We start from the raw sequence: 26,809 nt of genomic DNA, 5'->3' as shown, positions 1-26,809 counted from the left end.
TTTAATGTGAATAAACCGCTAATGTGAGTAAGCCCTTAAACTAGCTATATAGTTCGCCCATTGGAAACAGGTAAGCCGCAACCAATAAGTATGGATAGCAGCGCAGGCTTACACTCAACGCTTACCTTTAAATGCCTTGACGCTGTGCTTATTAAGACTGCGACGATTCGCCTGTTTATCCCGAGGTGGACGCTTAGGCGCAACGTTATGCTCAGCACCATCCTCTCTAGCTCTTTCACTCGGCTTATCGGTCACAGGAAAGTCTGCCAATGATGCTAACGGTAACTCACGCGCCGTCAAGTTGCGGATCGCGCTTAAGCTTGGCATTTCACCATGGCACACCAAAGAGATGGCGAGCCCTTTGGCGCCCGCCCTTGCGGTGCGGCCAATACGGTGCACATATACAGGCGCACTGGTGGGTAAATCTAAATTGATCACCACAGGCAAGGCATCAACATGAATACCTCGGGCCATTAAATCCGTCGCCACCACCACTTGAATGCGATTGGCTTTAAAGTCGGCCAAGGTTTGACTGCGCACGGTTTGATCCTTTTCGCCGTGCAGCGCAGCAGCATTTATCCCCGCCTTAACGAGTCGTTTCGCTATCGCATCCGCATCATCGCGGGCACTGATAAACACTAGCACTTGCGGCCATTGATATTGTTTGAGTAACGCAATCAATGCCTGCGCCTTACTGCCCTTATTGACGAAATACAGTCGCTCTTCGATTTCGGCGGCGATAGCATTGCGTGTACTGGCCTCAACCCGTAGGGGATTGTTGGTCAGCAATTTACCCGCCAAGGCATCTAACGCCTCTGGCAAGGTGGCAGAAAACAGTAAGGTTTGCTTACGCTTAAGCATCATTGCCATCAGCTTTTGCACATCGGGCCAAAATCCCATTTCCAGTAAGCGGTCTGCTTCGTCTAGCACTAGATATTTTATCGAGTCGAGACTGATATGGGACTGAGTGCATAAATCCAATAAGCGCCCAGGGGTTGCCACGACAAGCTGCGGTTTAGCGGCAAGTTCGGCTAATTGTTCTTCCTGCGCGATGCCGCCACAGAGGAGCTGTATCTTCAAAGAAGACGATAACTTACTCGCCAGCGCGTGCAGCGCTGTCGTTACCTGCTGCGCCAATTCCCGTGTCGGCACCAGCACCAAGGCCTGCGCATTGCTGGCCAAAGATGGCACTGACTCAGCCCCCGCTAACCCCACTTGCTGCTGAAGTTGTTGATGGATGGCTTGTAGCAAGGGCAATCCAAAAGCCAAGGTTTTACCGCTACCGGTTTGCGACAGTGCTAACACATCTCGTCCCGCAAGAATAGCCGGAATCGCTAATTGCTGTACCCGTGTCGGATGCTTGAGCGCGGCAGGCAATACCGAACATAACGCCGCATTAACGCCAAGCTCGGCAAAGGTTAACGACTCAGGGGAAGACTCTGTGGAAGAAAAAGGCTTAGGAATGGTCATCGCAACACCAATAAAAACATGGGAGCGAAAGTTTACGCAGAGTTGGCTGCTAATACCAATATTGTTTCGGCTTTGACTAAAGCCTTGGGATAGTTGTTTTTCATTATTTGCATTCGTGCAAAGGTTTACTCTCTTTCGGCTGAGAATAATTCAATGTCCAAGCTTCGTTTGGATTTTCAAATCAAAATCAAAGTCGTGGGGCTTCCCCCCCTGATTTATATTAGAGAATCGACCAAGGAGGACTGCTCGTCCAATCCTCCTTGGATGCTCCAAGACGCCCCTAGCGAAGTTACATGCATTAGTTAGTGGCCTCATACTCCAATAAAAATCGCCTAACGGCTCAGATGGCACATCCATGTGCCCCGAGCCTACGCCATCATCCATGATGTCGCCACGACATTTTTATCTGCGTATTTCGACAACTTCGCAGGGGAAGGTGAACTCTATTGAATACAGTATTAACAGCTAATATAGAAAGAGAGCAGCACATTTTTAAATAGCGATAATTAGATTAAACCTAGATAATCTTTGAGCATTATAAATGTAAAAATTTTACACTTAAAAAACTATATAATCTCTAACGTTCCAGTCCCATATAGTCATTCTCATTGTTCCATATATTTTTACGATAACTGAAAAATTATCATCATAAATATAACAATCTGTAAAGTTGTATCTAGTCACATAGCCATTATATTCATTTGTTGGCTTTATTATTGAATTTATTCCAGTCATTAGATCAAAAACATCAAAATAACTTGAATTGCTAAAAGCTAAGATATCATCTCCATTAACTATTACAAAGTTAAGTTTGCATAGATTAAAAATTGAATCAAGCACATTAATAACTAGTTCAGAGTCAATACAACCATCCTCCTTTTCAATTGATATATAATCAGTTGTTTTATTCCTTGGTAGATGAGCCATCAGCTCTTTATATTGATTTAATGATGGCAAGCCTCTCAAACTCGCTAAATAATTTGAATCATCTAAACAGGTTTGAAACCTCTCATAACTTTCTGGGACGTTAGAAAATCTTGTACATAAAATACTATCATCAAACTGATATTCGATATCACTCCAAAAATTGAAGTCACCAACAGCAAAAGCCGTCTCACAGTACTCCAATGAATCTATACAAAGCCGAATATCCACAATATCCCTAACAAGGTTTATAAAATGAAAAACTATTAGATCTCTATCCTCAATCGTATCTAATATAGAGAATTTAATATTGCGACCATTAAAAGCCAGGCCACATAAATTATCATTAAAATACTCAACACTTAATTTACCAAACTTATTAAATCTAGCATTGCTATTCCACTGTTCATCCAAAGGTATTTTACCACTCCACAAAAAGTGGTTATGTTTTTCTATAATATGAGTAAACGAAGATTCATCTTGGTGAGTTTTAAGAATTTTAACGACAGATGTTTTATACATAATTCAATCATCAATGAAAAGCCCTGTAAGGTAAACCATTACAGGGCTTTATTTATCTAGTGCGCAGCTAACTAACATAACAGCTGCGCCACCCAACCTAATTAGCTATTTAGGTCTTGGAAAAACTTCTTCACTCCATCGAAAAAGCCTTCAGCCTTTGGGCTGTGCTTCTTTGATTCACCGGTTAAGGTCGCCTCAAACTCACGCAGTAATTCTTTCTGACGCTCATTGAGGTTGACTGGCGTTTCCATCACGACTTTGCAGAGCAGGTCGCCAACGGCATGGCTGCGAACCGATTTCACCCCTTTGCCACGCAGACGGAACATGCGGCCCGTTTGCGTTTCAGCTGGGATCTTCAGGCTGACTTTGCCGTCCAGTGTTGGGACTTCAATCTCGCCGCCGAGCGCCGCTTTGCTGAATGAAATCGGCACTTCGCAGTAGAGGTTGTTGCCATCACGCACGAAAATAGCATGTTCACGTACTGTGACCTGAACGTATAAATCGCCCGGTGGCGCACCAAATTCGCCCGCTTCACCTTCACCCGCTAAGCGGATACGGTCGCCAGTGTCGACACCCGCAGGGATCTTAACTGACAATGTTTTGGTCTTCTCGACACGGCCATCGCCATGGCACTTAGTGCAAGGATCTTTAATGATCTTGCCGCGGCCATGACAGGTTGGGCAGGCTTGTTGCACGGTGAAGAAACCTTGGCGCATTTGCACTTGGCCTTGACCATGACAGGTACCACAAGTGGTCGCCGAGGTGCCTTTTTTCGCACCGCTGCCGTCACATACATCACAGCTGGCTAAGGTCGGAATACGCAGTTCTTTGGTGAGGCCTTTTACGGCTTCTTCCAGTGATAACTCTAGGTTGTAACGTAAATCTGAGCCGCGGGCCGCTTGGCGTTGACCGCCACGACGTCCACCGCCGAAAATATCGCCAAAGACATCACCGAAAATATCGCCGAAATCTCCCGCACCACCGTAGCCACCACCGCCGCCGCGATTCGGATCCACACCCGCATGACCAAATTGGTCATAGGCCGCTTTTTTGTTGGCATCGGTCAGGATTTCGTAGGCTTCTTTCACTTCTTTGAAGCTCGCCTCGGCAGCTTTGTCGCCAGGATTGCGATCGGGGTGAAACTTCATCGCCAAACGCTTGTAGGCTTTTTTAATTTCACGTTCGCTGGCGTCACGACCAACGCCTAATACTTCGTAATAATCTCGCTTTGACATAATCTCATGCTTCTCAGCTTAAGTTGAACGAACGGGCGTTAGGGTTTCCCCGTAACGCCCGCCTAGAAATTAACTATTTGAAATCAATCAATTTGATTGAGGACAAATGATTATTTCTTGTCGTCTTTCACTTCTTCAAACTCAGCATCGACAACGTCATCGGCAGTCGCGTTAGACTGTTTAGCAGCACCTTCTTGTGCGCCGCCTTGAGTTTGAGCTTTAGCCTGAGCAATTTCCATCAGCTTAGCAGACGCTTCGATTAGCTCTTGAGTCGCTTTTTCAATGGCTTCTTTGTCGTTGCCTTTAGTTGCAACTTCAACTGCGCTCATTGCCGCTTCAATCTTAGCTTTGTCGTCTGCTGGCAGTGCATCGCCCGCTTCTTCAACTTGTTTCTTAGTTGCGTGAACTAAGCCGTCAGCTTGGTTGCGAGATTGCACTAACTCTTCAAACTTCTTGTCTTCTTCAGCGTGTGCTTCAGCGTCACGTACCATTTGCGCCACTTCTTCTTCGCTTAAGCCTGAAGAAGCTTTGATGGTGATGTTTTGTTTCTTACCGGTTTTCTTGTCGGTGGCAGAAACATGCAGAATACCGTCAGCGTCGATATCGAACATCACTTCGATTTGTGGCATGCCACGAGGTGCGGGCTCAATACCGTCAAGGTTGAACTGACCTAATGACTTGTTCGCGCTCGCTTGCTTACGCTCACCTTGCAGTACGTGAATGGTTACTGCGCTTTGGTTGTCATCGGCTGTTGAGAACACTTGCTGTGCCTTAGTCGGAATAGTCGTGTTTTTCTCAATCAGCTTGGTCATTACGCTGCCCATGGTTTCAATACCCAGAGACAGTGGTGTTACGTCTAACAGCAGAACGTCTTTCACGTCGCCTGACAGTACGCCCGCTTGAATCGCAGCACCTACGGCTACGGCTTCGTCTGGGTTTACGTCTTTACGAGGTTCTTTACCGAAGAAGTTAGTCACTGCTTCTTGAACCTTAGGCATACGGGTTTGACCGCCCACTAAAATCACTTCGTTAATGTCTGATACTGATAAGTCAGCGTCAGCCAGTGCCACTTTTAATGGCTCTAAAGTACGAATGATTAAGTCTTCAACCAGTGACTCCAACTTAGCACGAGTGATTTTCACCACTAAGTGCTTAGGACCTGTTGCATCGGCAGTGATGTATGGCAGGTTCACTTCAGTTTGGTTGGTGCTTGAAAGCTCAATCTTCGCCTTCTCAGCTGCTTCTTTCAGACGTTGCATTGCTAATGGATCTTTACGCAGATCTAAGCCTTGCTCTTTCTTGAATTCGTCAGCTAAGTAGTTGATTAAACGGTTGTCAAAGTCTTCACCACCTAAGTGAGTGTCACCGTTAGTCGCTAATACTTCGAAGGTTTGGTCGCCGTCGTTGCTGTCGATTTCGATGATAGAGATATCGAATGTACCACCACCTAAGTCGTACACTGCAACGATGTTGTCGCCTTGCTTCTTATCGATACCGTAGGCCAGTGCTGCTGCCGTTGGTTCGTTGATAATACGTTTAACTTCAAGACCTGCGATGCGACCCGCATCTTTAGTGGCTTGACGTTGTGAATCGTTAAAGTATGCAGGAACGGTAATTACCGCTTCTGTCACTTCTTCACCTAAGAAGTCTTCTGCTGTTTTCTTCATCTTTTTCAAGATTTCAGCAGAAACTTGTGGTGGAGCCATTTTGTTGCCACGTGATTCAACCCAAGCATCACCGTTGTCGGCTTGGATAATTTTGAATGGCATGATGTTCACGTCACGTTGAACTTCGTCATCTTTGAAGCGACGACCGATCAAACGCTTGATCGCGAAGAATGTGTTATTTGGGTTAGTTACAGCTTGGCGTTTTGCTGGCTGACCCACGATGGTCTCATCATCGGTATAAGCAATGATAGACGGGGTTGTGCGATCGCCTTCAGCATTCTCTAATACGCGTGCTTTGCCACCATCGAGGACAGCTACACAAGAGTTTGTTGTGCCTAAGTCGATACCAATAATTTTACCCATGAGGTCCTCCGAAAAATTTCTGTCTAACTAAATTTATAAGTTGGTTTTGATATGGGGCCGGACCTATTGTTTATCAAGTCCATTGTTGGCCACCTTCTCTGCCTTAACACCTATATTGGGACAGGGAATTTAATTACAAGGGCCGATAAAAAATTTTTCTGATTTATCTTTTCAAAGGACTCGACTGTATAAAATATTCAAAACTACAAAATCCGCTTGCTTATCAGCAATAGCTGTTATTCAATCTGCGCACATTGAGTGATGTTTAAGCGCATAGGGTAATAGTGTGAAATCTTCAAATTTGGCGTATGTGTACGGCATGGCTGCGGTATTCCTCTGGTCGACGGTGGCAACCGCCTTTAAAATTGCCCTCGGATTTTATAGCCCGTTGCAGCTGGTGTTTGTGGCGGTTCTCACCTCAATCGTCGCCCTAGGTGCCATTCTCGCTTGGCAGAAAAAACTGCCGCTGCTTAAAGCGCAGCTCCTACGTCGCCCGGCATTTTATCTGGTCACGGGACTGATTAATCCTTTTCTGTATTATGTGGTGCTGTTTAAAGCCTATTCACTGTTACCCGCCCAGCAGGCGCTCTCACTCAATTACACTTGGGCGGTATTGTTGCCGCTGTTAGCTGCGCCACTGCTGAAACAACATTTGCGTAAGAGCGATATGATTGCGGCACTGATTGCCTACTCTGGGGTATTTATTATCGCCACCGGCGGCGATGTCAGCGGTTTTCGCTTCGATAGTCCACTCGGAATTGGGCTTGCATTAACCAGCACTTTGCTCTGGTGCCTATATTGGATTGTGAACACTAAAGATCAAGGTGACCCAGTGGTGAGCCTGCTATTAAGCTTTTTGATTGGTTTGCCCTTTATTACCGTGACACTGCTACTGACCGATACCCTGCCCAGCTTTAGTTTGAGCGCTGTAATGGCGGGCATGTATGTTGGCTTATTTGAGATGGGCATTACCTTCGTGCTCTGGTTAATGGCACTAAAAACCGCGACTCGCACGGCCAATATCAGTACCTTAGTATTTTTATCACCAGTGATGTCAATTGGCTTTATTGCCTGGATTTTGCAAGAGACTATCGCCGCCGCGACTTATATCGGGTTAGGTTTTATTTTGAGTGGCATGATGTTGCAGCAGTTATTCCCGCGCTATCTGGAGCGCAAAACCAAGCTCAATGCCAAGCTTGCAGACTGAATAAGGCGTATCTCTCGGGCATAAGCAATTTATGCCCGAGCTAACATTTTAATGCCGCAGAAAGGGCTACTATGGCGGACTTTTATTGCCCCTAGACTGTTATTGCAGCTAATTGGGGCGCGAGGACGAGAGCATGACACCAGCCGTACAAATGGCAAAGAAAGCCAAAATTCCCTTTGAAATCTTAGAATACAGCCACGACCCACACTGCGCCGCCTACGGCGAAGAAGCCGCCAATGTGTTAGGGCTCGCCCCCGCGCAGGTATTTAAAACCTTACTGGTTGCGACCGATAAAGCCCATCCACCACTGGCCGTCGCTCTGGTGCCCGTTGACCATCAACTCAATTTAAAAGCCGTCGCTAAATGTTTAGGCCAGAAGAAACTGCAAATGGCTGATGCGGATTTAGCACAAAAATCATCAGGCTACCTCGTTGGCGGCATTAGTCCCCTCGCCCAGAAAAAACAGCTGCCAACGCTAATCGATGCGACGGCTCAACAATTCGATAAAATCTATGTGAGTGCCGGCCGCCGTGGCCTTGAAATCTGCCTTGCGGCGAATGACTTAGCGAAATTGTGCCGCGGGTCTTTTGCGGATATTAAAACGCTTTAAGGCTAAATATCAGATATTTCTAAAATATGTTCAGAGCATCACAGTATTTGTCCCAAATTGATTTGAAAATAGAGACATATCCGACTATAAATTGAACTGTACACAGACGACTAAGGATAGTCAGATGGAAAAATCAACTCAATGGAATCAAGAAGATGGCTTAAGCCCTATCAGTTGGGTCGCCATGATCATTTGTATTGCCCTTTTTATCTACGAACATTTTTGGGGAAATGGTTTTACGACCATGGTGGTGATGCTCTATTGCAGCTTTTTACTCCCCTCGGTATTGATCACCCGTAGAGTGCAGGAAAAGTATTTTCTGTATACCTTGGTATATATCAGGGCCTTTCGTAAATTCACTATCGTGATGTCGGTGGCGTTTCTGTGTCTATGGTTGATTGCCACTTACACTCCGCTTATCCATTAACCGCACCATTTACCCATTAAAAAAGCCGCTATTGCGGCTTTTTTAATGGGTGACTTTTAGTGTACTTAATTCACTAAGCACGGCTGGTGTAATCGCCCCATGCTAACCACTTATAGGTGGTCAACGCCTCCAGCCCCATAGGACCGCGGGCATGGAGTTTTTGTGTGCTTACGGCCACCTCGGCACCCAAGCCAAATTGGCCGCCATCGGTAAAGCGAGTACTGGCATTCACATACACAGCAGCCGAATTCACTTCGTTCATAAAATGCGTGGCCGTATGGATATCATCGGTGAGAATCGCCTCCGAGTGCCCACTGGAATAGGTACGGATATGGGCAATAGCTGTATCTATGTCATTCACCACTTTAATGCCTAAGGCCAAAGACAACCATTCGGTCGCAAAGCTTTGCTCAGTTGCCGGGGAAATATCAAACCCCAGCCCATCGAGCAGCGCATAGCTTTGTTCACACACCGAAAAACGCACACCTAAACGGTGTAAGTATTCGGCAATTTGCGGCACAAAACGCTCGGCAACCGCGTTATCCACCAGCAAGGTGTCTAATGCATTACATACCGTAGGGCGCTGCACTTTTGCGTTGGCAATCACCTCGAGTGCGCGCTCAAGATCGGCATGTTTATCGACATACAGATGGCAGATCCCAATGCCGCCTAAGATCACCGGAATCGTCGCTTGCTCGGCGCAAAGGCGCTGTAAGGCTTGTCCGCCACGGGGGACTATCATATCGACATATTGGTCGAGCTTGAGTAGCCCTGTGACTAAGGCTCTATCGGGAGAATCAATCAGCTGCACCGCATCGACTGGCAGACCTTGGCTTGCAATTGCGCCACGGATCACTTCGCTAATCAGTTTGTTAGATTCGAGCGTCTCTTTTCCGCCGCGCAAAATCACCGCGTTACCGGTTTTAAGTGCCAACACAGCAATATCGACCGTCACATTCGGCCGCGCCTCGTAGATAACCCCAATCACCCCAAGTGGAACACGGCGGCGCGTGAGCCTTAAGCCATTGTCCAACACGCGGCTGCCAAACTCTTCGCCAACGGGATCGGCAAGACGCACCACATCACCGATATCACCGATAATCCCCGCTAGACGCGACTCGTTAAGCAAGAGTCTATCGATCATTGCATCATTCAAGCCTTCAGCCTTAGCGGCTGCAACGTCTTTGGCGTTAGCCGCGAGAATCGCCTGAGTGTTCTGCGTCAGGGCCTCGGCAATCGCCTCGAGTAAATCCGCTTTCTGTGCGGCGCTAAGATTTGCTAAGGCATAGCTGGCTTGTTTAGCCTGACTGCCCAGTTGTTGTAAATATTGCGCTTGATTAGTTTGACTCAAAACAGACCTCGCTTATAAGACGACCATGTCGTTGCGGTGCACTATTGCGTCACCATAATCGTAACCGAGCACTGACTCGATTTCGTCGGAATGTTTACCCGCAATTACCCCTAAGGCCTCACCACAGTAACGGGTGATGCCTCTGGCAATGATTTTGCCTTTTTGGTCAACCAATTGCAGGGTTGCACCACGTTCAAATTCACCTTTTACGCCAATAATCCCCTTAGAGAGCAGGCTGCGACCTTTTTCGGTCACGGCTTTCACCGCGCCCGCATCGAGCACCAATGAACCTTGAGCGGCGGGTCCCGCTAAAATCCACTGTTTGCGGCTCTCTAACGGATTTTCGATGGCACTAAAATGCGTGCCGACAGATTCTTTGCCGACGACTTTTTTAATCACATCGGGGTGATGACCCGAGGCAATCACCACTTCAATGCCCGCACGGCGAGCAATATCCGCAGCTTCTAGCTTAGTCGACATTCCGCCCGTACCTAAGCCCGACACCGAACCACCCGCTAACAGACGCAGACTGTCATCAATTTTCTCGACCTGAGAAATCAGCTTAGCATTCGGGTTAGTGCGCGGATCGGCATCGAATAAGCCCTTTTGATCCGTCAACAAAATCAACAGGTCGGCATCACACAGCAGTGCAGCACGCGCCGACAAGTTATCGTTGTCGCCCACTTTGATCTCATTAGTAGCGACGGCATCGTTTTCGTTGATGATGGGGATAATATTGTTTGCCAGCAAGGCATTAAGCGTATCGCGGGCATTTAAATAGCGCTCTCTATCGTGTAGATCGGCACGGGTTAGCAGCAATTGCCCCACATGCAAACCATAGATACTAAAGAGTTGTGCCCAAGCGAGAATAAGCTGACTCTGCCCGACAGCGGCTAATAACTGTTTGTTAGCCATAGTGTCGGGCAATACCGGGTATTGGAGATGTTCGCGTCCGGCGGCAATTGCGCCAGAAGTGCATAATACGACTTCGACCCCTGATCTCATCAGTGCGGCCATTTGACGAGCAAGCTCAACCATATGGGCTTTATCCAGCTGTTTACTGCCAGAAGTCAGCACACTCGTCCCTAACTTCACTACCACGCGGCGATACGCTATCTCACTTAAATTCATTATTCATATGTAGAAAATAACCGGATAATCCTTATACCTAATCCGCAGAGCAATTGGTAGTTAGTGGGCAGGATGTTGGTAGAAATTTTCAATTCTGCTTGGGATCGCGCATAAAAAAGGGCCATCGATTAGATGCCCCTCAAAAAATAGCCCGCGAATGGACGACTAGCTCAGTATCAGCCGTAAATAAATTTCGCAATAAACATGGCAGCGAGCACCAGCACGCCGATATTTAAATCGCTAAAGCGGCCCGTTAACAGCTTGATGACAGCATAGGAAATAATCCCCAGCGCAATCCCTGTGGCAATTGAGAAGGTCAGCGGCATCAGGATACACACCACAACCACAGGTGCAGCCTCAGTTAAGTCTTCCCATTCAACGTGAACCAGTCCAGCCATCATTAGAATCGCCACATAGAACAAGGTACCAGCCGTAGCATAGGCGGGGATCATTCCAGCTAATGGTGATAAGAATAAGGCCAAGATGAACAGTAAGCCGACAACGACAGCGGTTAAGCCAGTACGGCCGCCCGCGCTCACCCCAGCGGTACTTTCGATATAACTAGTGGTGGTTGACGTACCGAATGCAGCGCCCGCAATCGTCGCTAAACTGTCGGCGGTTAAGGCACGGTTTAAGCGAGGTAAACGGCCTTTTTCATCGAGGAAACCACCGCGCTGCGCAACCGCAACTAAGGTGCCCGAAGTATCAAAGAGATCGACAAATAGGAAGGCAAACACCACGGATAGCATTGTTACTTCAAATACTTGGGATAAATCCATCGCCATAAAGGTCGGCGCGACAGAAGGCGGCATAGAGACGATACCGTTGTAATGCACATCACCGAAGAGTAACCCAAGCCCAGTAATGATAAGGATGCTTAAAATCACCGCCGATTTCATTCCACGTTGCACCATGGCGATGATCAGGAAGAAACCTAACACGGCCATCACCGCCGGGAAAGCGGTAATATCGCCCATAGTCACTAAAGTTGCAGGACTTGCGACCACAATGCCAGCACTCTTAAGACCGATCAGCGCGAGGAATAAGCCAATACCCGCAGCAATACCGATACGCAGCGACATAGGAATGCTGTTCACAATCCACTCGCGAATACGCACTAGAGACAGGATTAAAAAGCAAATTCCCGACAGGAAAACAGCACCAAGTGCAGTTTCCCAGCTATAACCCATCTCACCCACTACTGTGTAGGTAAAAAAAGCATTGAGTCCCATACCAGGGGCCAGTGCAATGGGGTAGTTCGCCATCACACCCATCACAATACATCCCACCGCCGCCGCTAAACAGGTGGCCACAAACACGGCGCCATGATCCATACCCGCATCGGCTAACATCATTGGATTCACAAAAATGATGTAGGCCATAGTCATAAATGTTGTCAAACCTGCTATCGCTTCCTGCTTGAGGCTCGTTTGATTTTGTTTCAGTTTGAACAGCTTTTCTAACATGGAACTGGGTTCCTTTTCTTTTTAAGTAGGTAGGGTCAAAAATGTAAACACTATGTAGTCGTGTTTTTCGCAGGGGATTATAGGGAGTTTGTGCTGGTCAGGCCAGAAAATTGATAGAGATTTTCTTGATAGAAATCGCTAAACAGAACAAAAAACCACCGCACTTAATTTACATTAAAGCTCACTATAAATAGGCCTTAGCAAGCCAATCTTAACCACAGGAAAATTCAAACGCCGTTCAGGATTAACAGCACATTGTTTTTAAAGCGAAATAATCACAATAAAGCACAATGGTTATCCCATACCGGCATATAAGGCAACGTCAGCGCCGCAAATGGGATTGAAGTCGATAGCAAAAAGCCGACGCTCTTAAGGGCGCCGGCTTTTTGAGTTCAACGGGTAAAATGCTTAAAAACGATAGTTAAAGCTGACGGTAAAATTACGTGGCGCGCCGTAGTGATACGCACTGTAAGCAATGCCAGACGCTGTCATATAGGCATAATATTTCTCATCCAGCAGATTCTCTACGTTAACCTGCAGATCCATATTCTCAGCCAGATCGTAGCGTGCCATCAGATTCACTAGGGAGTAAGCATCCTGCTTGATTGCCACACCACCGCCTTCAGAGTAACTGTCGCTTTGCCAATTCACCCCACCACCTATGGTTAACTCAGGCAATAAGTCCACAAATTGGTAGGTGGTAAACAGTTTGAATTGCTTCTGCGGACTGGTAGTCGCAACCCGCTTACCCTCTGCATCTTCGGCATTAAATTGCGAGTAACCCGCAGAGATATTCCAGCCATCGGCAGGCTCACCCACCACCTCTAGCTCAAATCCCTTACTCTTAGTGCCTTGTGCGGCCTCATAATAATTCACGGGTTGACCACCGATAACAATCGTTCCGGCTAAGGTTGCCAAGTTATCTTGGTCAATTTGGAACACGGCCACAGTGGTATGTAGACGATCGTCAAGATAAGCACTCTTCAGACCTAATTCGTAGGCTTTGCCTTCTAATGGGTCGAGGTAATTTTGATCGGCATCGAAATTATTCTGCGGGTTAAAAATCCCGGTATAACTGGCGTAAATACGGTGCGCGTCATTGATATCGTACAAGGCGCCAACATAGGGCACAAACACCCCATCATCACCAAAGTTAGTATCGGTACCATAGCTCACGCCTTCACGGTTCCAGCTTGAGATACGTCCACCGGCAATCAGTTTAAAATCATCGGTAATCGTTAAGCGAGTCGCCGCATAAAAGCCTTTTTGCTCGGTATCCATATTGAGCTGACGGTTCGCGTTGCTCGACCATTCTGGCTCGGCAAACTGATTTTGTTGCCATTCGTAGAAGTTATCCACCACTTGTGAGTCCCACCCCGTCATATCGTCACGGATAGGCTCATAGGTATCGGCGTAGGATTTTTGCTTACTATACAAAGCGCCCGTCACAAACTCATGGGTTTGACCAAAGAGGTCATAGTCGCCCTTTAGCTGCACATCAAAGTTATTCGAGTTACTTTCACCATGGCTGTGATAACGCTGTCCACTGAGTCCCACCCCCGTGTCTTTATCGAGCATACCCGACATGTAGATCATCTTAGTGGTGGTCTCATACTCCATGCGGTTGTAGTTAGCGACCAGCTGCCAACCATTGCTGAAGTAGTGATTCAGGTTCGCAAAGTAGTTGATGTTTTTGGTTTCCCAGCGGCTCCAATCGGCAGCTGTGGTGGCCGATGTATCCCAATCAGTGGCAGAACCATCACTAAAGACGGCAGGCAACGCGCCCCACATCGCCCCTTTGGGATCGTTGTGGTTATAGCTACCACCGACGCGCAGCAAGGTGTTGGCCGTAATATCACTGTCGACCACACCATAGAGAATGGTTTTGCGGTCTTGATACAGATCTTGGTAAGAATCGCTATTCACATACTTAGCGACCAAGCGCCCACGCACGCTGCCGTCTTCATTCAGACCATTAGACACATCCGCGGTGACTTGTTTTTTATCCCAACTTCCAGTGGCGACATCCACATAACCTTTAAGATCAGAACTGTCGGCATGCTTACGCACTAAGTTAATCGAGGCCGAAGGATCGCCAGCACCCGTTAATAATCCGGTAGCACCACGCACGACTTCAACGCGCTCGTAGATAGACACATCCGATACCGTTTCACCTGCATCACCACCTAAACTCCAAGATAAAGGCACGCCATCAATTTGATAGTTTTGCACGGTAAAACCGCGGGCCGAAAAACCGTTACGCACGTTATCGGTTTTTGAGGATGATAAACCCACAGTGTTGTTGACCACATCGACCACGGTATTTAGCGCCTGATCTTCAATCCGATCCGCTGTCATAATGCTGACCGACTGTGGCGTTTCCCGCAGCGTGAGTCCTAACCCCGTTGCGGTATCAATATTACGACTCACTGTGTATTTACCCATCACAGTGATTTTTTCGATATTTTGATCTTGTGTCTCTGTTGTTGAAGCGGTTTGTTCTTCGGCCATCAGCGCCAAAGGATTCAAAGCTAGGGTTACTGCAGCAGCAAGTGGAAGTAGATTAAAACGCATAGTCATTTAGCAAATTTTGTTAAGGTGCACACACGGTAACACTATTGAGAACGATTTGCATTTATGATTTATGTGATAAATGTAACAAATTTATCATTATTAAGTCGTACAAAAAGATGAATAGATTGATAACAAAGTTTTATGTTTTAAAAACAGATAATTAAATTAACTCTTGATAAAAGCAGTCATTTCGAGATGGCAGCAAAAAATTTTACGTTTATGGAAAGGAATGAGAGGCATAGTGCCGTAACGCCATAAAAAAGCTAAAAAAAAGCCTGCTCAATGAGCAGGCAAGACATATTTCAAGCGTCCCTTTCGGGGAAGTACATAACCGCGCTAGCGGAAAAACCTGGCATACCCATGCAAAAACACCGATATGCTACTTGAGTCTAAACACGCCAAAAAGGCGATACAAAGGTTGATGGATGATGGAAACTAGGTTTAAAGGGATAGTTAGCCCTTAAAGCTCATAGCGAATAAACCGCCACGCAAAACATCAGAGTTAATCCAAGTGTTTTGCCAAACAAAGTGATTCTTGCCTGTATAAGACATAGTCAATTACTCCTAAGTAAAGTTGAGATTAAGTACTCTAGTAAAGCTTGGCTCGGTTCCTTGGAACTAGAGATTCTCAAATCCGTTGAGACGACTTGTCACTCGGGTCCTTGGAGAAGGGTATCCATCCTGGATAGACTAGAGGGGATGGGCACATTGCCCTGTCCACGAAAACTATTATATGGTTTCGTAGTTTTATTACAAGCTTTATTTGTATTTTTTTTAATTAAGGCTTTTTAATGTAATTTAATTACATAAAACAACCAGGAATCTTGGCGACCTGTATCACATAAAAACAGAAATAATCCTGTAACCTTATAATAAGTAAGATATTACAGAATTATTTCTATTTGTTACGTTATTTCGTTAACGATTGATCAGATATTGATACAGACCGACCAAGGGACTTGCTGTGGGTTTACCATAGAGCGGATCGCCCTCCGTTGCACTGCCCGCGATATCTAAGTGTGTGTAAGCTAAAGGAATTGCGGCATTTACGCCATGTTCAAACAATCCCGAAGCCTTAAGCAGAAACGCCGCAGGATATTGATGCCCACGGGCCGTTACCGAAGATGGCGCATTGTTAGAAGATAAAATATCAGCCGCCCCTGAGACTTCGCGGATCTTGGCAAAGTCCTCGCGGCGCAAAGTAGAAACCTCAAAGGGTTCGCCCCATTGGCTTGCCTGTAACGCGAGTGTCTGCGCACACGTGGCGCCACTGGCGACCGCATTTTCAACCGCTGCTGGATACGCCCCATAACAACGTACTACATGGCCCGTGAGAGTCGCGACCGAGAACAACTCTGGTTGCACCGCCGAAACCGCTTTAATACGCAAATGACTTAACAGGTCAGCCAATACTAAGCGCCCTTCCGCATCCGTATTACCAATTCGCACCCGCACGCCCGCATGGCTAGTGATAATTTCATCGGTAACAAAGGCTTCGCTGCCAATGCTATTACGCACTAAGCCCAGTTCGGCGATCACCCGGATCCCTTTAGGCTTAAGCATAGATAAGGTTTTAAATAACCCCGCCACGGCAGAAGCGCCGCCTTTATCGCGGCTCATGCCCGCCATTGCGCCGCCCACTTTCAGATCGGCGCCGCCCGTATCGTAGACCACACCTTTACCTGCAAATAAGAAGGTACGAGTAACCTCACCTTCGGGCAGATATTCGAGTTTCACCACCCGCGGTTGATGCCGCCCAACGGCAAAGGAAGAACGCGCCACCGCACTTAACAGCGGATAATCACGCTCGAGAATATCCCTATCTTCCACCACTGCCGTTTTAATCACACTGCCTTTAAACGCTTGCAAACAATATTCGGCAAAGGCCTTTGCCGACATACGCTCAGGTTCAGTGCCACATAAATCCCTTGCCAACACACGACCAGCTTCTAATGCGTTGAGCAATTGACTCTTTTTAGATGATAGAGACAGCAATCCTATGGCTTCAAAGGCTGGCGTTAAGCCCGTTGCCTCACGTAATTCTAAGGTTTGCCATAATTCTTGGCCGCAGGCGAGCGCCGCAACTTCAGTCGCAAAACCAAACTTGGGCATGGTAGAAGGCACCACATAAAGCAGGGGACGCTTAGCGCCCGCGTCTTTAGCAATAGCAATAGCAGCTCTTGCCGCATCGCCAAATACACGCACATCGGCATAATCATCAGTCACTTGAGTAACCGGCGCTATGATTAAACGGCCACCGGCTAAACCGGGGGCAAACAGCAACGTCGGGCTCTTACCGACACGCTTATCGACCTTAGCGCCATGCTCAGCCAATAAACTGATCTCATCAATTCCAATTGCACCAAGATCCGGTGTGACGACCACAACCGCATCCCAACCTTCACCATCAAAAATGGCATTTTCTGCTTGTACATCAACAAAGTTAACTTGAAACATGACCCATCCTTTTTCATTATTGTGCCTGCATTATTCCCGCTATAACGCTTAATTACCAATCAAAAAATCCCTTTGTCCCCATCGAAAAGACTGAGGGTGGCAACTTTCGCTGCCACAAGCACACAGAGGCTTATCGAGAAGATTAATCGGCCGAGCAGAATGTGGTAGGATCAAGCCAAATTTGCCCTATACCCACAAGACCTGATGAGGGACCTCCTGTGACAGCGTTAAGTCAGTTATACCCACAGCCTTTATGGCAATGGTTCGAACAAATCTGTGCAATTCCCCACCCTTCCAAACATGAACAAGCACTCAGCCAACACATCCAAACGTGGGCTAAGAGTAAACAACTCGATGTCGTGGAAGATGCGGTCGGCAATTTAATTATTCGCAAACCCGCAACGGCCGGAATGGAAGATCGCAAAATCGTCGTGATCCAAGCTCACATCGATATGGTGCCGCAAAAGAATGCCGACAAAGTGCATGACTTTACAAAAGATCCTATCGAAGCCTATGTTGACGGTGACTGGGTAAAAGCCAAAGGCACAACCTTAGGCGCCGACAATGGTATTGGCATGGCGTCCGCCTTAGCGATTTTAGGTAGCGACGATATCAAACACGGCCCACTGGAAGTGCTGCTCACGATTGATGAAGAAGCGGGCATGACAGGCGCCTTTGGCCTGCAAGCAGGTATGCTTGATGCTGAAATCCTGATCAACACCGACTCAGAGCAAGAAGGTGAAATCTACATGGGCTGCGCTGGCGGCGTCGATGCACAGATCACTCTGCCTATGGTATGGCAAGCGTCAGAGCAAAGTTACGCGTCATTTAGCCTGCATTTATCTGGCTTAAAAGGCGGTCACTCTGGGGTCAACATCCATTTGGGTCGTGGTAACGCCAACAAACTATTGGCACGCTTCCTGTTTGAAAATGCCGATGAATTAGCGCTGGAATTAACCCAATTTACCGGTGGTTCACTGCGTAATGCCATTCCACGCGAAGCCAATATCAGCTTTATGTTACCCGCTGAAAATGTCGATGCACTGAATGAAAAAGTGCGCGCTTTTGAAGCCTTAGTCCGCGCCGAGCTGGCCATTGCCGACCCTGATATGCGTTTAGTGTTGAGCGAAATCCCAACGCCAAAACGCGTGATGAGTGAAAACAGCCAAAACACACTGATCGACCTGCTGCATGTATGCCCTAATGGCGTGATGCGTATGAGCGATGAAGTCGCTGGCGTGACAGAAACCTCACTCAACGTAGGCGTGATTAGCACTAACGATGAAGAAGTTAGCATTCTGTGCTTAATTCGCTCGCTCATCGATTCGGGCCGCAGCCAAGTTGAAGGCATGCTTAATGCGCTGACCAACCTCGCTGGCGCTGAAATTGAATTCAGTGGCGCTTACCCAGGTTGGAAACCAGATAACAGCTCACCCGTAATGGCGATTGTGCGTGAGACCTACGAGTCTATCTACCATAAAGAACCGGTTATCATGGTGATCCACGCGGGTCTTGAATGTGGTCTGTTCAAGAAGCCTTATCCAGAAATGGACATGGTGTCGATTGGCCCTACCATCCGCTATCCACACGGCCCGGATGAAATGGTCAATATCACCACAGTTGGTCAATACTGGGATCTGCTCCTTGCTGTGCTAGAACGCATTCCCGCTAAAGGTGAATAATCACTCTAGGTGAATAGTCGCTAAGCAGACTTAAATAACAAAGGCCGCAGAGGGTTTACCAATGCGGCCTTTTTGTGGCTTCTATTTGCGCACTGCGTAAGGCTGATTATCGCGTTAACTTACATAACTTAGCTAGGTTAGATTGGCGCTGAGCCAGAGCCGCCCAGATTAGATAAACACTAAAACACAAAATCCAACTGCTTAGTTTCGCGTACCATGAGCGGCGAAAGCGTGTCTTTAGTCTCGGCGAGTCCAACAGAAACCCCGAGTAACCTAATTCCACGGCCCTCTTGCCTAGCCATTGCTTGGCTCAGTAGCTCATAGAACATCACCACGGAGACCTCGTCACTACGATGCTCGATGGTGGTCTGTTTAAAATCATTAAATTTAAGTTTGACCACCTGCTTATGGATTTGCCTTCCCTTAGCGCTTCGCACTAAACGGCTGGACAACTCTTGGATTAATCCAGGCATCACCTGCTGGCACTGCTCCAGCGTGTAAATATCCTGAGCGAGAGTGGTCTCAACGCCTACAGATTTGCGCTCGCGGCTCACCGAAATCCCGCGCTCATCGATGCCATGGGCCCGCTCGACTAACACGGCGCCAAACTTACCAAAACGGGCAATCAACTCTTGCTTTGGATAAGCCTGCACATCGGCGCAGGTATTTAAGCCTAGCGAAGACAGTTTCTCAGCGGTCACTTTACCCACTCCGGGTATTTTCCGCAGGGATAAGCTTTTAACGAACTCGGGCACCTCATCGGGTGGGATAACACATTGCCCATTGGGTTTATTTAAATCAGAGGCGACCTTGGCGAGAAATTTAATCGGCGCCACGCCCGCCGATGCAGTCAGTCCTGTTTCGGCCAAAATATCACGGCGAATCGCCTCGGCGATTAACGTGGCAGAGCCCTTAAACAGCTTACAATCGCTAACATCTAAATAGGCTTCATCGAGGGATAGCGGTTCGATTAACTCTGTGTATCGGGAAAATATGGCGCGAATTTGCTGCGAGACCTCTTTGTAGACCTGCATACGACCGGGAACGAGGATAAGATTGGGGCACAATTTCAGTGCGTAGCCCGTCGCCATGGCAGAACGCACGCCAAATTTGCGCGCCTCATAATTACAAGTGCTGATGACGCCACGCTGCACCCGACTGCCGCCGACGGCCAGCGGTTTACCGCGGTATTCGGGAAAATCCCGCATTTCCACCGCAGCAAAATAGCAATCCATATCGATATGAATGATTTTTCGCACCTTGCATTCCTCCGACACTCAAAATACTGTATATAAAAACAGTAATCAAGTGCCACTTATCAATTTGCCGCGGTGCTGTTTGCGCTTGGATTGTCAGCGCTCAAAAAACAAAGGGAGCCCTAAGGCTCCCTTGATTTGCAACGTTTTGAATTAAATCTTAAATTGCCCAATGTTGCGGGTGAGTTCGTGAGTCGCTTGCTCAAATCCTTGCAAACTTTGGGATAAATCTTGGCTCGAGAGCAAAGACTGATCGGACAAACCACGCACGCTAACCACGTTCTGTGCCACTTCTTCTGCCACAACGGCCTGCTGGCCAATCGCGACGGTAATTTCCACCGTTTGCTGCTGAATCGACACAATGGCACTGGCGATATCACTTAAGGCTTGCTCCACTTGTGTGGTCAAGTCTTGCCCGACTTTTGCCTGCTCAACCCCAGATTCCATCACCTGCTCGGCTTGTAGCGCACTCTGTTGCAGGGTTTGGATAATCCCTTGAATGTTGGCGGTAGAATCTTGGGTACGAGACGCGAGGGTACGCACTTCATCGGCCACCACGGCAAAGCCTCGGCCCTGCTCACCCGCCCGCGCCGCCTCGATGGCCGCATTGAGCGCCAGCAAGTTGGTTTGGTCGGCAATGTTGCGGATCACACTTAACACTTCGCCAATTTGCTCGGAGCTGCTACGTAACTCCTTGATGACTTTGGCCGCTTCAATCACTTGAACCGATAATGCCTTCATGCCTTCGGTCGCACGGGACACGATTTGGGTACCGTCATGGGCCTGAGTCTGTGCCTTTTCAGCAAAATCATTCGCTCGCTGAGCGCTTATCGCCATTTCTTGGCTCGTCTGTGCCATTTGGGTGGCGGCCGTGGCCACTGAGTCGATTTGTTGTTTTTGCGATGACACCGAAGATACCGCTAAATCACACACTTGGCGCGCATCCATCACCCCAGTGCCCACCTCTTGGGTTAAGTTGCGAGTGTGCAGTAACATCTGCTGCACCTTTTCGGCAAAGCGATTGAAGGCATCACCCAACTTGCCTAACTCATCTTCGCGCTCCATTAAAATGCGTTGGGATAAATCGCTATCACCTTCGGCAATGTCTTCCATCGCATCGAGCAATTTGCTGAGCTGGCGTCTAAAGGGCAATAACATCAACCATACTGTGATGCCGACCAACAACATAATCCCTAAGGCAACAAAACAGGCATTCCAAAAGGCTTCGGTTACAGGCGCTTCAATCACCTCATGGGGCAACATAAAGGCTAAATGCCATTTTTGCTTAGGATAATCACCGCCCACAGACACGAAGGTTACCCGCTGCGGCACACCGTTAAAGGTGACTTCGGCAAAGCCCTGCGTCTCGCGCTGCATTTGTTGTCTTAAGGCGGAAAAACCTGAGGTGTCCTTAAACTGGCTATCGATTTGATTCGCAAGTGAGCCCGGCGGGAATTTATCAGAGAAACCTGGGAAATAAACCAGCTTACCTTCATCTGTCATCAAGAAGGCTTGGCCATAGTTGCGGTATTTGATTGGCGCTAACAGGGTTTTACCAATGGTATCGATAAGAATATCCATACCACCAATGCCGATGAGTTCACCATTGGCACCATAGACTGGGGTTTTAACCGTGGCCGAAATAGATCCATCGTTGGCATCGACCGCAGGATCGCCCACAAACAAGCTGCGCTGATCGATAGCCTCCTGCCACCAAGGACGCTTGTTAGTGTAATAGTTTGGATCGCCATCGAAACGGCCATTGAGATCGAAATACTCGAAGGTATTCGCCGAGCCAAAGAACACTGACTTCACATCGCTATCACGGTCGGAGAACGAGCGGAAATAGCGAATAATATCTTGGTACTGTTGATCGTTGGCTAAGTTACTGCCACGGGCATGATATTGGCTAAACCAATGGATAAGCCCAGGCTCGGCAAAAACCGAGTGGATCACTTGCCCTTTAGCAACAAAATAACCACCTATCTCATTGGCCTTGAGAGCCACAAGCGCCGAAATGTCCGCATCGACTTGCTTACGTGTGTTATTACTTTCTTTATTCACGAGCAAAGCGGCAACTAAAGTAAGAAGTACAGCGAGGGCACCGACGATAGTTACCACTAACTGCAAACTAAGAGAACGTTTTATATATCTCATCCATCTTCCCGTCTGGTTAACCAACCACTTAACAAAAAAGCCTGCAAAAACAGTTTCACACGGTAACAATTTTTACCAGCCAACAACAGCCGAAATGATGAGAAAAAACGTAAACAAGTATTTGTAAAGAATAGACATTAGCAAAATAACAGGAATCGCTAAACAATCGACATCCATCAGAAGATCCCATTGCGATAGCGATTTTTTACAGAGTGTTAGACTAAATACTCAAAATCCAAAAACAAAGGCCAGTCATTTAGTGACTGGCCTTTGTGCTTAAGCTGCGTAAGCTGGCGTGGTTACATCTTAGTTTGCAGATAATTCGCTAAACCAATTCGGTCAATCAAACCGAGCTGTTTTTCTAACCAATACATATGGTCAGATTCGGTGTCGTCGAGTAACACTTCTAAGATCTCACGGGTTTGATAATCTTTTTTCGACTCACACAGGGCAATCACCTTACGCAAATCATCGGCGACCTTATATTCATAGGCCAAATCGTTACGCAGCATCTCTTCAACGTTTGAACCAATGTTGAGCGCTTCCCGTGCGGCCACATTCGGCACGCCTTCGAGGAATAAAATGCGCTGTACCAGTTTGGCCGCATGGCCCTTTTCATCATCCGACTCGTGGGCAATACGCTCATAGAGTTCGTTCAGGCCCCAGTCTTCGTACATATGGGCATGAACAAAATACTGATCCATCGCCGATAACTCTCCCGTTAGGAGTCGATTCAACGCGTCGATGACCTCTTTATCACCTTTCATATTCAGCTCCTATGACTCACTAATTTGCGATTGAAGATAGTTTTGAATGCCGGTTAAGCTGATCAGCTCCTGCTGTGACTCGAGCCAATCTAAATGCTCTTCTTCATCTTCAAGGATATCTTCGAGCAGATCGCGACTCACATAATCCTGCTCCGCCTCGCAAAGGCTAATAGCATCCCGTAACAGTGTGAGTTGTTCCTGCACCATGGCTAAATCGCAATCCAGCATCTCTTGGGTATGCTCGCCAATACGCAGTTTTTCGAGCTGTTGCAGATTCGGTAATCCCTCTAAAAATAATACCCGCTCGATAAGCTTATCGGCGTGTTTCATATCTTGGATGGATTTCTTGTATTCGACGTGATCTAGCTTCTCGAGACCCCAATGTTTGAACATTCTGGCGTGGAGAAAATATTGATTAATGGCCGTTAACTCACAGGTCAGCACCCGATTGAGTTGTCCCACCACTTTAGGATGACCTTTCATAAGTAACTTCCTTGATATGAGTGAAAGATTGATCTAAATCAAGCTTCTAGCCTAGTACAGTTTTCAAGCTAACTCAAATTTTCTTTATTTTTCACAAACTTAAAGATAAAAAGCATTCTCATTATCGCTTAGATTAGCCAGCTATCCTCCTCATATATCAAGGATTAATTTTATGGGTACGCTCAGCAGGTAAGTAAATTCTCTTTCTTGCAGTTATAAAAGGCACTCGTTAACTGATTAGCATAACCCGCGTCACTCATCCCTTCGTGAGCTTACGCTTTCCTGAACGAAATCGACGCTCAAAACCTTTGCAGCGCTGAAAACGAGGTAAAAAAATAGCCTCCAGAGGAGGCTATTTCAGTTGAAGCGGATAATTAAATGATCCTGTCTTTCGTTAACTTCTCACGGCGCGCTTCTTCTGCGGCCATACGACGCTTACGCTTGTCGCAGGGATCATCACAATCGCAGGCTTTTTCAATCCCTAATACACCTAAACCGCCACAGCTTCCTTCAACGGCTTTGCGCTTGATGAGATAACCTATCGACATAAGCAAAAAGAACAGTAATAAAATCACAAATGCCGCGATAAAAGTGCTCATGTTAACTCCAACTACTTAAGGAAAGGCTTGAAGGCGTCACTGTAGTAGACTTTAAATCCTTCGCCTTGCTTTTCTATTAGCATTATCGCCAAGTGTTCTTTCTTGGCAAGCTCCAATGACGCTTCTGTGCCTAAAACCATCATCGCCGTCGCAAAACCATCGGCCGTCATACATTCTTTATGCAAAACGGTCACAGATGCTAGCTTATGATTAATAGGTAAACCGGTACGTGGATCAATTATATGAGTAAAACGCTGACCTTCTTCCTCATAATAATTGCGATAATCCCCCGACGTTGCCATCGCCATAGTGCCAGGCTCAATCACCTGTTGCACCGCCATGCCATCATCGGTCGGTTTCTCTATCGCGACGCGCCATGAGCTACCATCGCCTTTAGTGCCTTTAATGCTCAGCTCGCCACCAATTTCGACTAAGTAACCGCTTGCATGGTACTTATCTAAAATCGAGGCCACTTTGTCCACGCCAAAACCTTTGGCGATTGAAGACAAGTCCACATATAAATGCGCATTGTGCTTGCTTAAGCGATTGCCTTCGATAGAAAGCTCACTGATACCCGTTTTGGCTTTAGCCGCATCGATATCGGCTTGAGTTGGCACTTTGGTTGGGCGTTTATCGGGGCCAAATCCCCATAGGTTCACCAGCGGCCCTAAGGTAATGTCTAAGGCTTTGTCCGTCACGTTATACAAACGCATGCCTTCTTTAACCACTTTAATGGTATCCGGCGACACTTCAACGCTTTGCTCGAGCGGTAACTGATTGAAACGAGACAGTTCTGAATTGGGTCGATAAGTCGACATCTGGTTATTGACTTGCTCTAGGGCTAAGTCAATTTCGGCCTGCAACAGCTGGGCCGTTGGCATTTGCTCATTGGGAACCACTTTAATGTGGTAGGTCGTGCCCATTGTGCTGCCCGCGAGGGAGATAACCTCATCCTGTTTGCTACAGGCTGAAATAAAAAAGGCTAGACCTACAAGGACCAGCCAGTTCACTGAATGCTTTAACACTGAGGTTTTTAACACGGGGGTTTTTAACGCTAGGGTTTTAAACATAGTGACTAACAACTCTTTTGGATGCCCTTTAATACAAAAGTTGCAGATGAGAGCTTTACTCCACATCTGCAACTCTTCTCACCTTGGGCTAATTCACATTAGCCGCCGAAGTCATCCAACAGGATGTTTTCGTCTTCGACACCAAGATTTTTCAACATACCGATTACGGCTGCGTTCATCATTGGAGGTCCACACATGTAGAACTCACAATCTTCTGGCGCTTCATGGTCTTTCAGGTAGTTTTCATACAGTACGTTATGGATGAAACCTGTGTAACCATCCCAGTTGTCCTCAGGTTGAGGATCAGACAGGGCCACATGCCATACGAAGTTGTCGTTTTCAGCCGCTAGGCCGTCAAAGTCTTCCACGTAGAACATTTCACGCTTAGAACGTGCACCGTACCAGAAGCTCATCTTACGCTTAGACTTCAGACGCTTCAGTTGGTCGAAAATGTGTGAACGCATTGGTGCCATACCCGCACCACCACCGATAAACACCATTTCTGCATCGGTATCTTTCGCGAAGAATTCACCGAATGGGCCAGAAATCGTGACTTTATCGCCAGCCTTCAGACTCCAAATATAAGATGACATCTTACCGCATGGTAAGCTCAAGTTACGTGGAGGTGGCGTTGCGATACGCACGTTCAACATGATGATGCCAAACTCTTCTGGGTAGTTAGCCATTGAGTAAGCACGGATCGTTTCTTCGTCAACTTTAGATTCTAACTTGAAGAAGCCAAAGTGTTCCCAGTCACCACGGTACTTTTCAGGAACGTCGAAATCAGCATATTTAACATGGTGTGCAGGCGCTTCGATCTGGATGTAACCACCCGCACGGAACGGAACAGATTCACCATCAGGAATTTGCAGCTTCAGTTCTTTAATGAAGGTTGCCTTATTATCGTTAGAGATAACAGTACATTCCCACTTCTTAATACCGAAGATTTCTTCGTCAAGTTCGATTTCCATGTCGTTCTTAACGTTCACCTGACAAGACAGACGGCAACCTTTACGGGCGTCACCCTTGCTGATGTGATCTAATTCTGTTGGCAGAATATCACCGCCGCCAGACTTAACCACTACGCGACATTGGCCACAAGAACCACCGCCACCACAGGCGCTCGATACGAAGATACCGCTGTTCGCCAGCACGCCTAACAGCTTGCCACCAGCACCGGTTGTAATCGCTTTTTCAGGATCGTCGTTGATGCCGATCGTGATGTCACCGCTAGACACTAGCTTAGATTTAGCGAATAAAATCACTAACACTAAGACGAGGACGATAGCAGTAAACATACTCACACCGAGGTAAACCTCGAGCGGAGTAGATTTAAAAATACCAAGAATATCCATTAACTTATCCTTAGAAGGTCCAATTCAAGAAGCCGT

20 protein-coding genes are annotated in these 26,809 nt (G+C 47.2%); 4 read left to right on the top strand and 16 right to left on the bottom strand.

Annotation, left to right across the window (positions count from 1 at the left end; translation table 11 throughout):
* Window positions 1-114 precede the first annotated feature (114 nt).
* The 4 genes from SHEWMR4_RS04985 to dnaK form a co-directional block, all read right to left on the bottom strand.
* A complete protein-coding gene (locus SHEWMR4_RS04985) occupies window positions 115-1,470 on the bottom strand; it encodes a DEAD/DEAH box helicase (protein WP_011621752.1) in 1,356 nt (451 codons plus the stop codon).
* Between the two features lie 558 nt (window positions 1,471-2,028).
* Window positions 2,029-2,916: a hypothetical protein gene (locus SHEWMR4_RS04975; RefSeq protein WP_011621751.1), complete on the bottom strand. Its 888-nt coding sequence runs from the start codon at window positions 2,914-2,916 to the stop codon at window positions 2,029-2,031.
* A gap of 101 nt (window positions 2,917-3,017) precedes the next feature.
* Window positions 3,018-4,151: a molecular chaperone DnaJ gene (gene dnaJ / locus SHEWMR4_RS04970; RefSeq protein WP_011621750.1), complete on the bottom strand. Its 1,134-nt coding sequence runs from the start codon at window positions 4,149-4,151 to the stop codon at window positions 3,018-3,020.
* A gap of 110 nt (window positions 4,152-4,261) precedes the next feature.
* The gene (dnaK, locus tag SHEWMR4_RS04965) at window positions 4,262-6,181 is read right to left on the bottom strand and encodes a molecular chaperone DnaK (RefSeq protein WP_011621749.1); all 1,920 of its coding nucleotides are present in this window, start codon (window positions 6,179-6,181) and stop codon (window positions 4,262-4,264) included.
* Window positions 6,182-6,467: 286 nt separating this feature from the next.
* Between dnaK and SHEWMR4_RS04960 the strand changes: the two genes are divergently transcribed.
* The 3 genes from SHEWMR4_RS04960 to SHEWMR4_RS04950 all read left to right on the top strand — a co-directional run bounded on the left by SHEWMR4_RS04960 (window position 6,468) and on the right by SHEWMR4_RS04950 (window position 8,425).
* A complete protein-coding gene (locus tag SHEWMR4_RS04960) occupies window positions 6,468-7,388 on the top strand; it encodes a DMT family transporter (protein WP_011621748.1) in 921 nt (306 codons plus the stop codon).
* 133 nt (window positions 7,389-7,521) lie between these two features.
* Window positions 7,522-7,998, top strand: a complete 477-nt coding sequence (gene ybaK / locus SHEWMR4_RS04955; RefSeq protein ID WP_011621747.1) for a Cys-tRNA(Pro) deacylase — start codon at window positions 7,522-7,524, stop codon at window positions 7,996-7,998.
* Window positions 7,999-8,122: 124 nt separating this feature from the next.
* Entirely contained in the window at window positions 8,123-8,425 is a 303-nt protein-coding gene (locus tag SHEWMR4_RS04950; RefSeq protein WP_011621746.1) for a hypothetical protein, read from the top strand.
* Between the two features lie 73 nt (window positions 8,426-8,498).
* On the opposite strand, the gene SHEWMR4_RS04945 is transcribed toward SHEWMR4_RS04950, so the two are convergent.
* From SHEWMR4_RS04945 to SHEWMR4_RS04920, 5 genes are all read right to left on the bottom strand, one after another.
* Entirely contained in the window at window positions 8,499-9,776 is a 1,278-nt protein-coding gene (locus tag SHEWMR4_RS04945; RefSeq protein ID WP_011621745.1) for a glutamate-5-semialdehyde dehydrogenase, read from the bottom strand.
* Window positions 9,777-9,788: 12 nt separating this feature from the next.
* Window positions 9,789-10,907, bottom strand: coding sequence for a glutamate 5-kinase (gene proB, locus SHEWMR4_RS04940; protein WP_011621744.1), 1,119 nt, complete (start codon window positions 10,905-10,907; stop codon window positions 9,789-9,791).
* Window positions 10,908-11,083: 176 nt separating this feature from the next.
* Complete coding sequence (locus tag SHEWMR4_RS04935; protein WP_011621743.1) at window positions 11,084-12,373, bottom strand: NCS2 family permease; 1,290 nt, start codon at window positions 12,371-12,373, stop codon at window positions 11,084-11,086.
* Between the two features lie 408 nt (window positions 12,374-12,781).
* The gene (locus tag SHEWMR4_RS04930) at window positions 12,782-14,947 is read right to left on the bottom strand and encodes a TonB-dependent siderophore receptor (protein ID WP_041408982.1); all 2,166 of its coding nucleotides are present in this window, start codon (window positions 14,945-14,947) and stop codon (window positions 12,782-12,784) included.
* A 918-nt stretch (window positions 14,948-15,865) separates the two neighbouring features.
* Window positions 15,866-17,404 (bottom strand): peptidase M17, encoded by a 1,539-nt coding sequence (locus SHEWMR4_RS04920; protein ID WP_011621741.1) that lies wholly within the window; start codon window positions 17,402-17,404, stop codon window positions 15,866-15,868.
* Window positions 17,405-17,622: 218 nt separating this feature from the next.
* Between SHEWMR4_RS04920 and SHEWMR4_RS04915 the strand changes: the two genes are divergently transcribed.
* Window positions 17,623-19,086, top strand: a complete 1,464-nt coding sequence (locus tag SHEWMR4_RS04915; RefSeq protein WP_011621740.1) for an aminoacyl-histidine dipeptidase — start codon at window positions 17,623-17,625, stop codon at window positions 19,084-19,086.
* Between the two features lie 179 nt (window positions 19,087-19,265).
* On the opposite strand, the gene dinB is transcribed toward SHEWMR4_RS04915, so the two are convergent.
* The 7 genes from dinB to nqrF form a co-directional block, all read right to left on the bottom strand.
* Entirely contained in the window at window positions 19,266-20,345 is a 1,080-nt protein-coding gene (dinB, locus tag SHEWMR4_RS04910) for a DNA polymerase IV (protein ID WP_011621739.1), read from the bottom strand.
* A gap of 150 nt (window positions 20,346-20,495) precedes the next feature.
* Window positions 20,496-22,499 carry a methyl-accepting chemotaxis protein gene (locus SHEWMR4_RS04905; protein ID WP_011621738.1) on the bottom strand — a complete coding sequence of 668 codons (2,004 nt, stop codon included), beginning with the start codon at window positions 22,497-22,499 and terminating at the stop codon, window positions 20,496-20,498.
* Between the two features lie 299 nt (window positions 22,500-22,798).
* Window positions 22,799-23,266 carry a bacterioferritin gene (bfr, locus tag SHEWMR4_RS04900; protein WP_011621737.1) on the bottom strand — a complete coding sequence of 156 codons (468 nt, stop codon included), beginning with the start codon at window positions 23,264-23,266 and terminating at the stop codon, window positions 22,799-22,801.
* A gap of 9 nt (window positions 23,267-23,275) precedes the next feature.
* On the bottom strand, window positions 23,276-23,749 hold the full coding sequence (gene bfr, locus SHEWMR4_RS04895) for a bacterioferritin (protein WP_011621736.1): 474 nt from the start codon (window positions 23,747-23,749) through the stop codon (window positions 23,276-23,278).
* Between the two features lie 374 nt (window positions 23,750-24,123).
* A complete protein-coding gene (nqrM, locus tag SHEWMR4_RS04890) occupies window positions 24,124-24,348 on the bottom strand; it encodes a (Na+)-NQR maturation NqrM (RefSeq protein ID WP_007645837.1) in 225 nt (74 codons plus the stop codon).
* 11 nt (window positions 24,349-24,359) lie between these two features.
* On the bottom strand, window positions 24,360-25,418 hold the full coding sequence (locus SHEWMR4_RS04885) for an FAD:protein FMN transferase (protein WP_041408980.1): 1,059 nt from the start codon (window positions 25,416-25,418) through the stop codon (window positions 24,360-24,362).
* 98 nt (window positions 25,419-25,516) lie between these two features.
* A complete protein-coding gene (gene nqrF / locus SHEWMR4_RS04880) occupies window positions 25,517-26,773 on the bottom strand; it encodes an NADH:ubiquinone reductase (Na(+)-transporting) subunit F (RefSeq protein ID WP_011621734.1) in 1,257 nt (418 codons plus the stop codon).
* Between the last annotated feature and the right edge of the window lie 36 nt (window positions 26,774-26,809).

It is taken from the genome of Shewanella sp. MR-4 (assembly GCF_000014685.1).
Lineage (GTDB): Bacteria > Pseudomonadota > Gammaproteobacteria > Enterobacterales > Shewanellaceae > Shewanella.
This window is presented reverse-complemented; position numbering and strand designations above follow the sequence as displayed.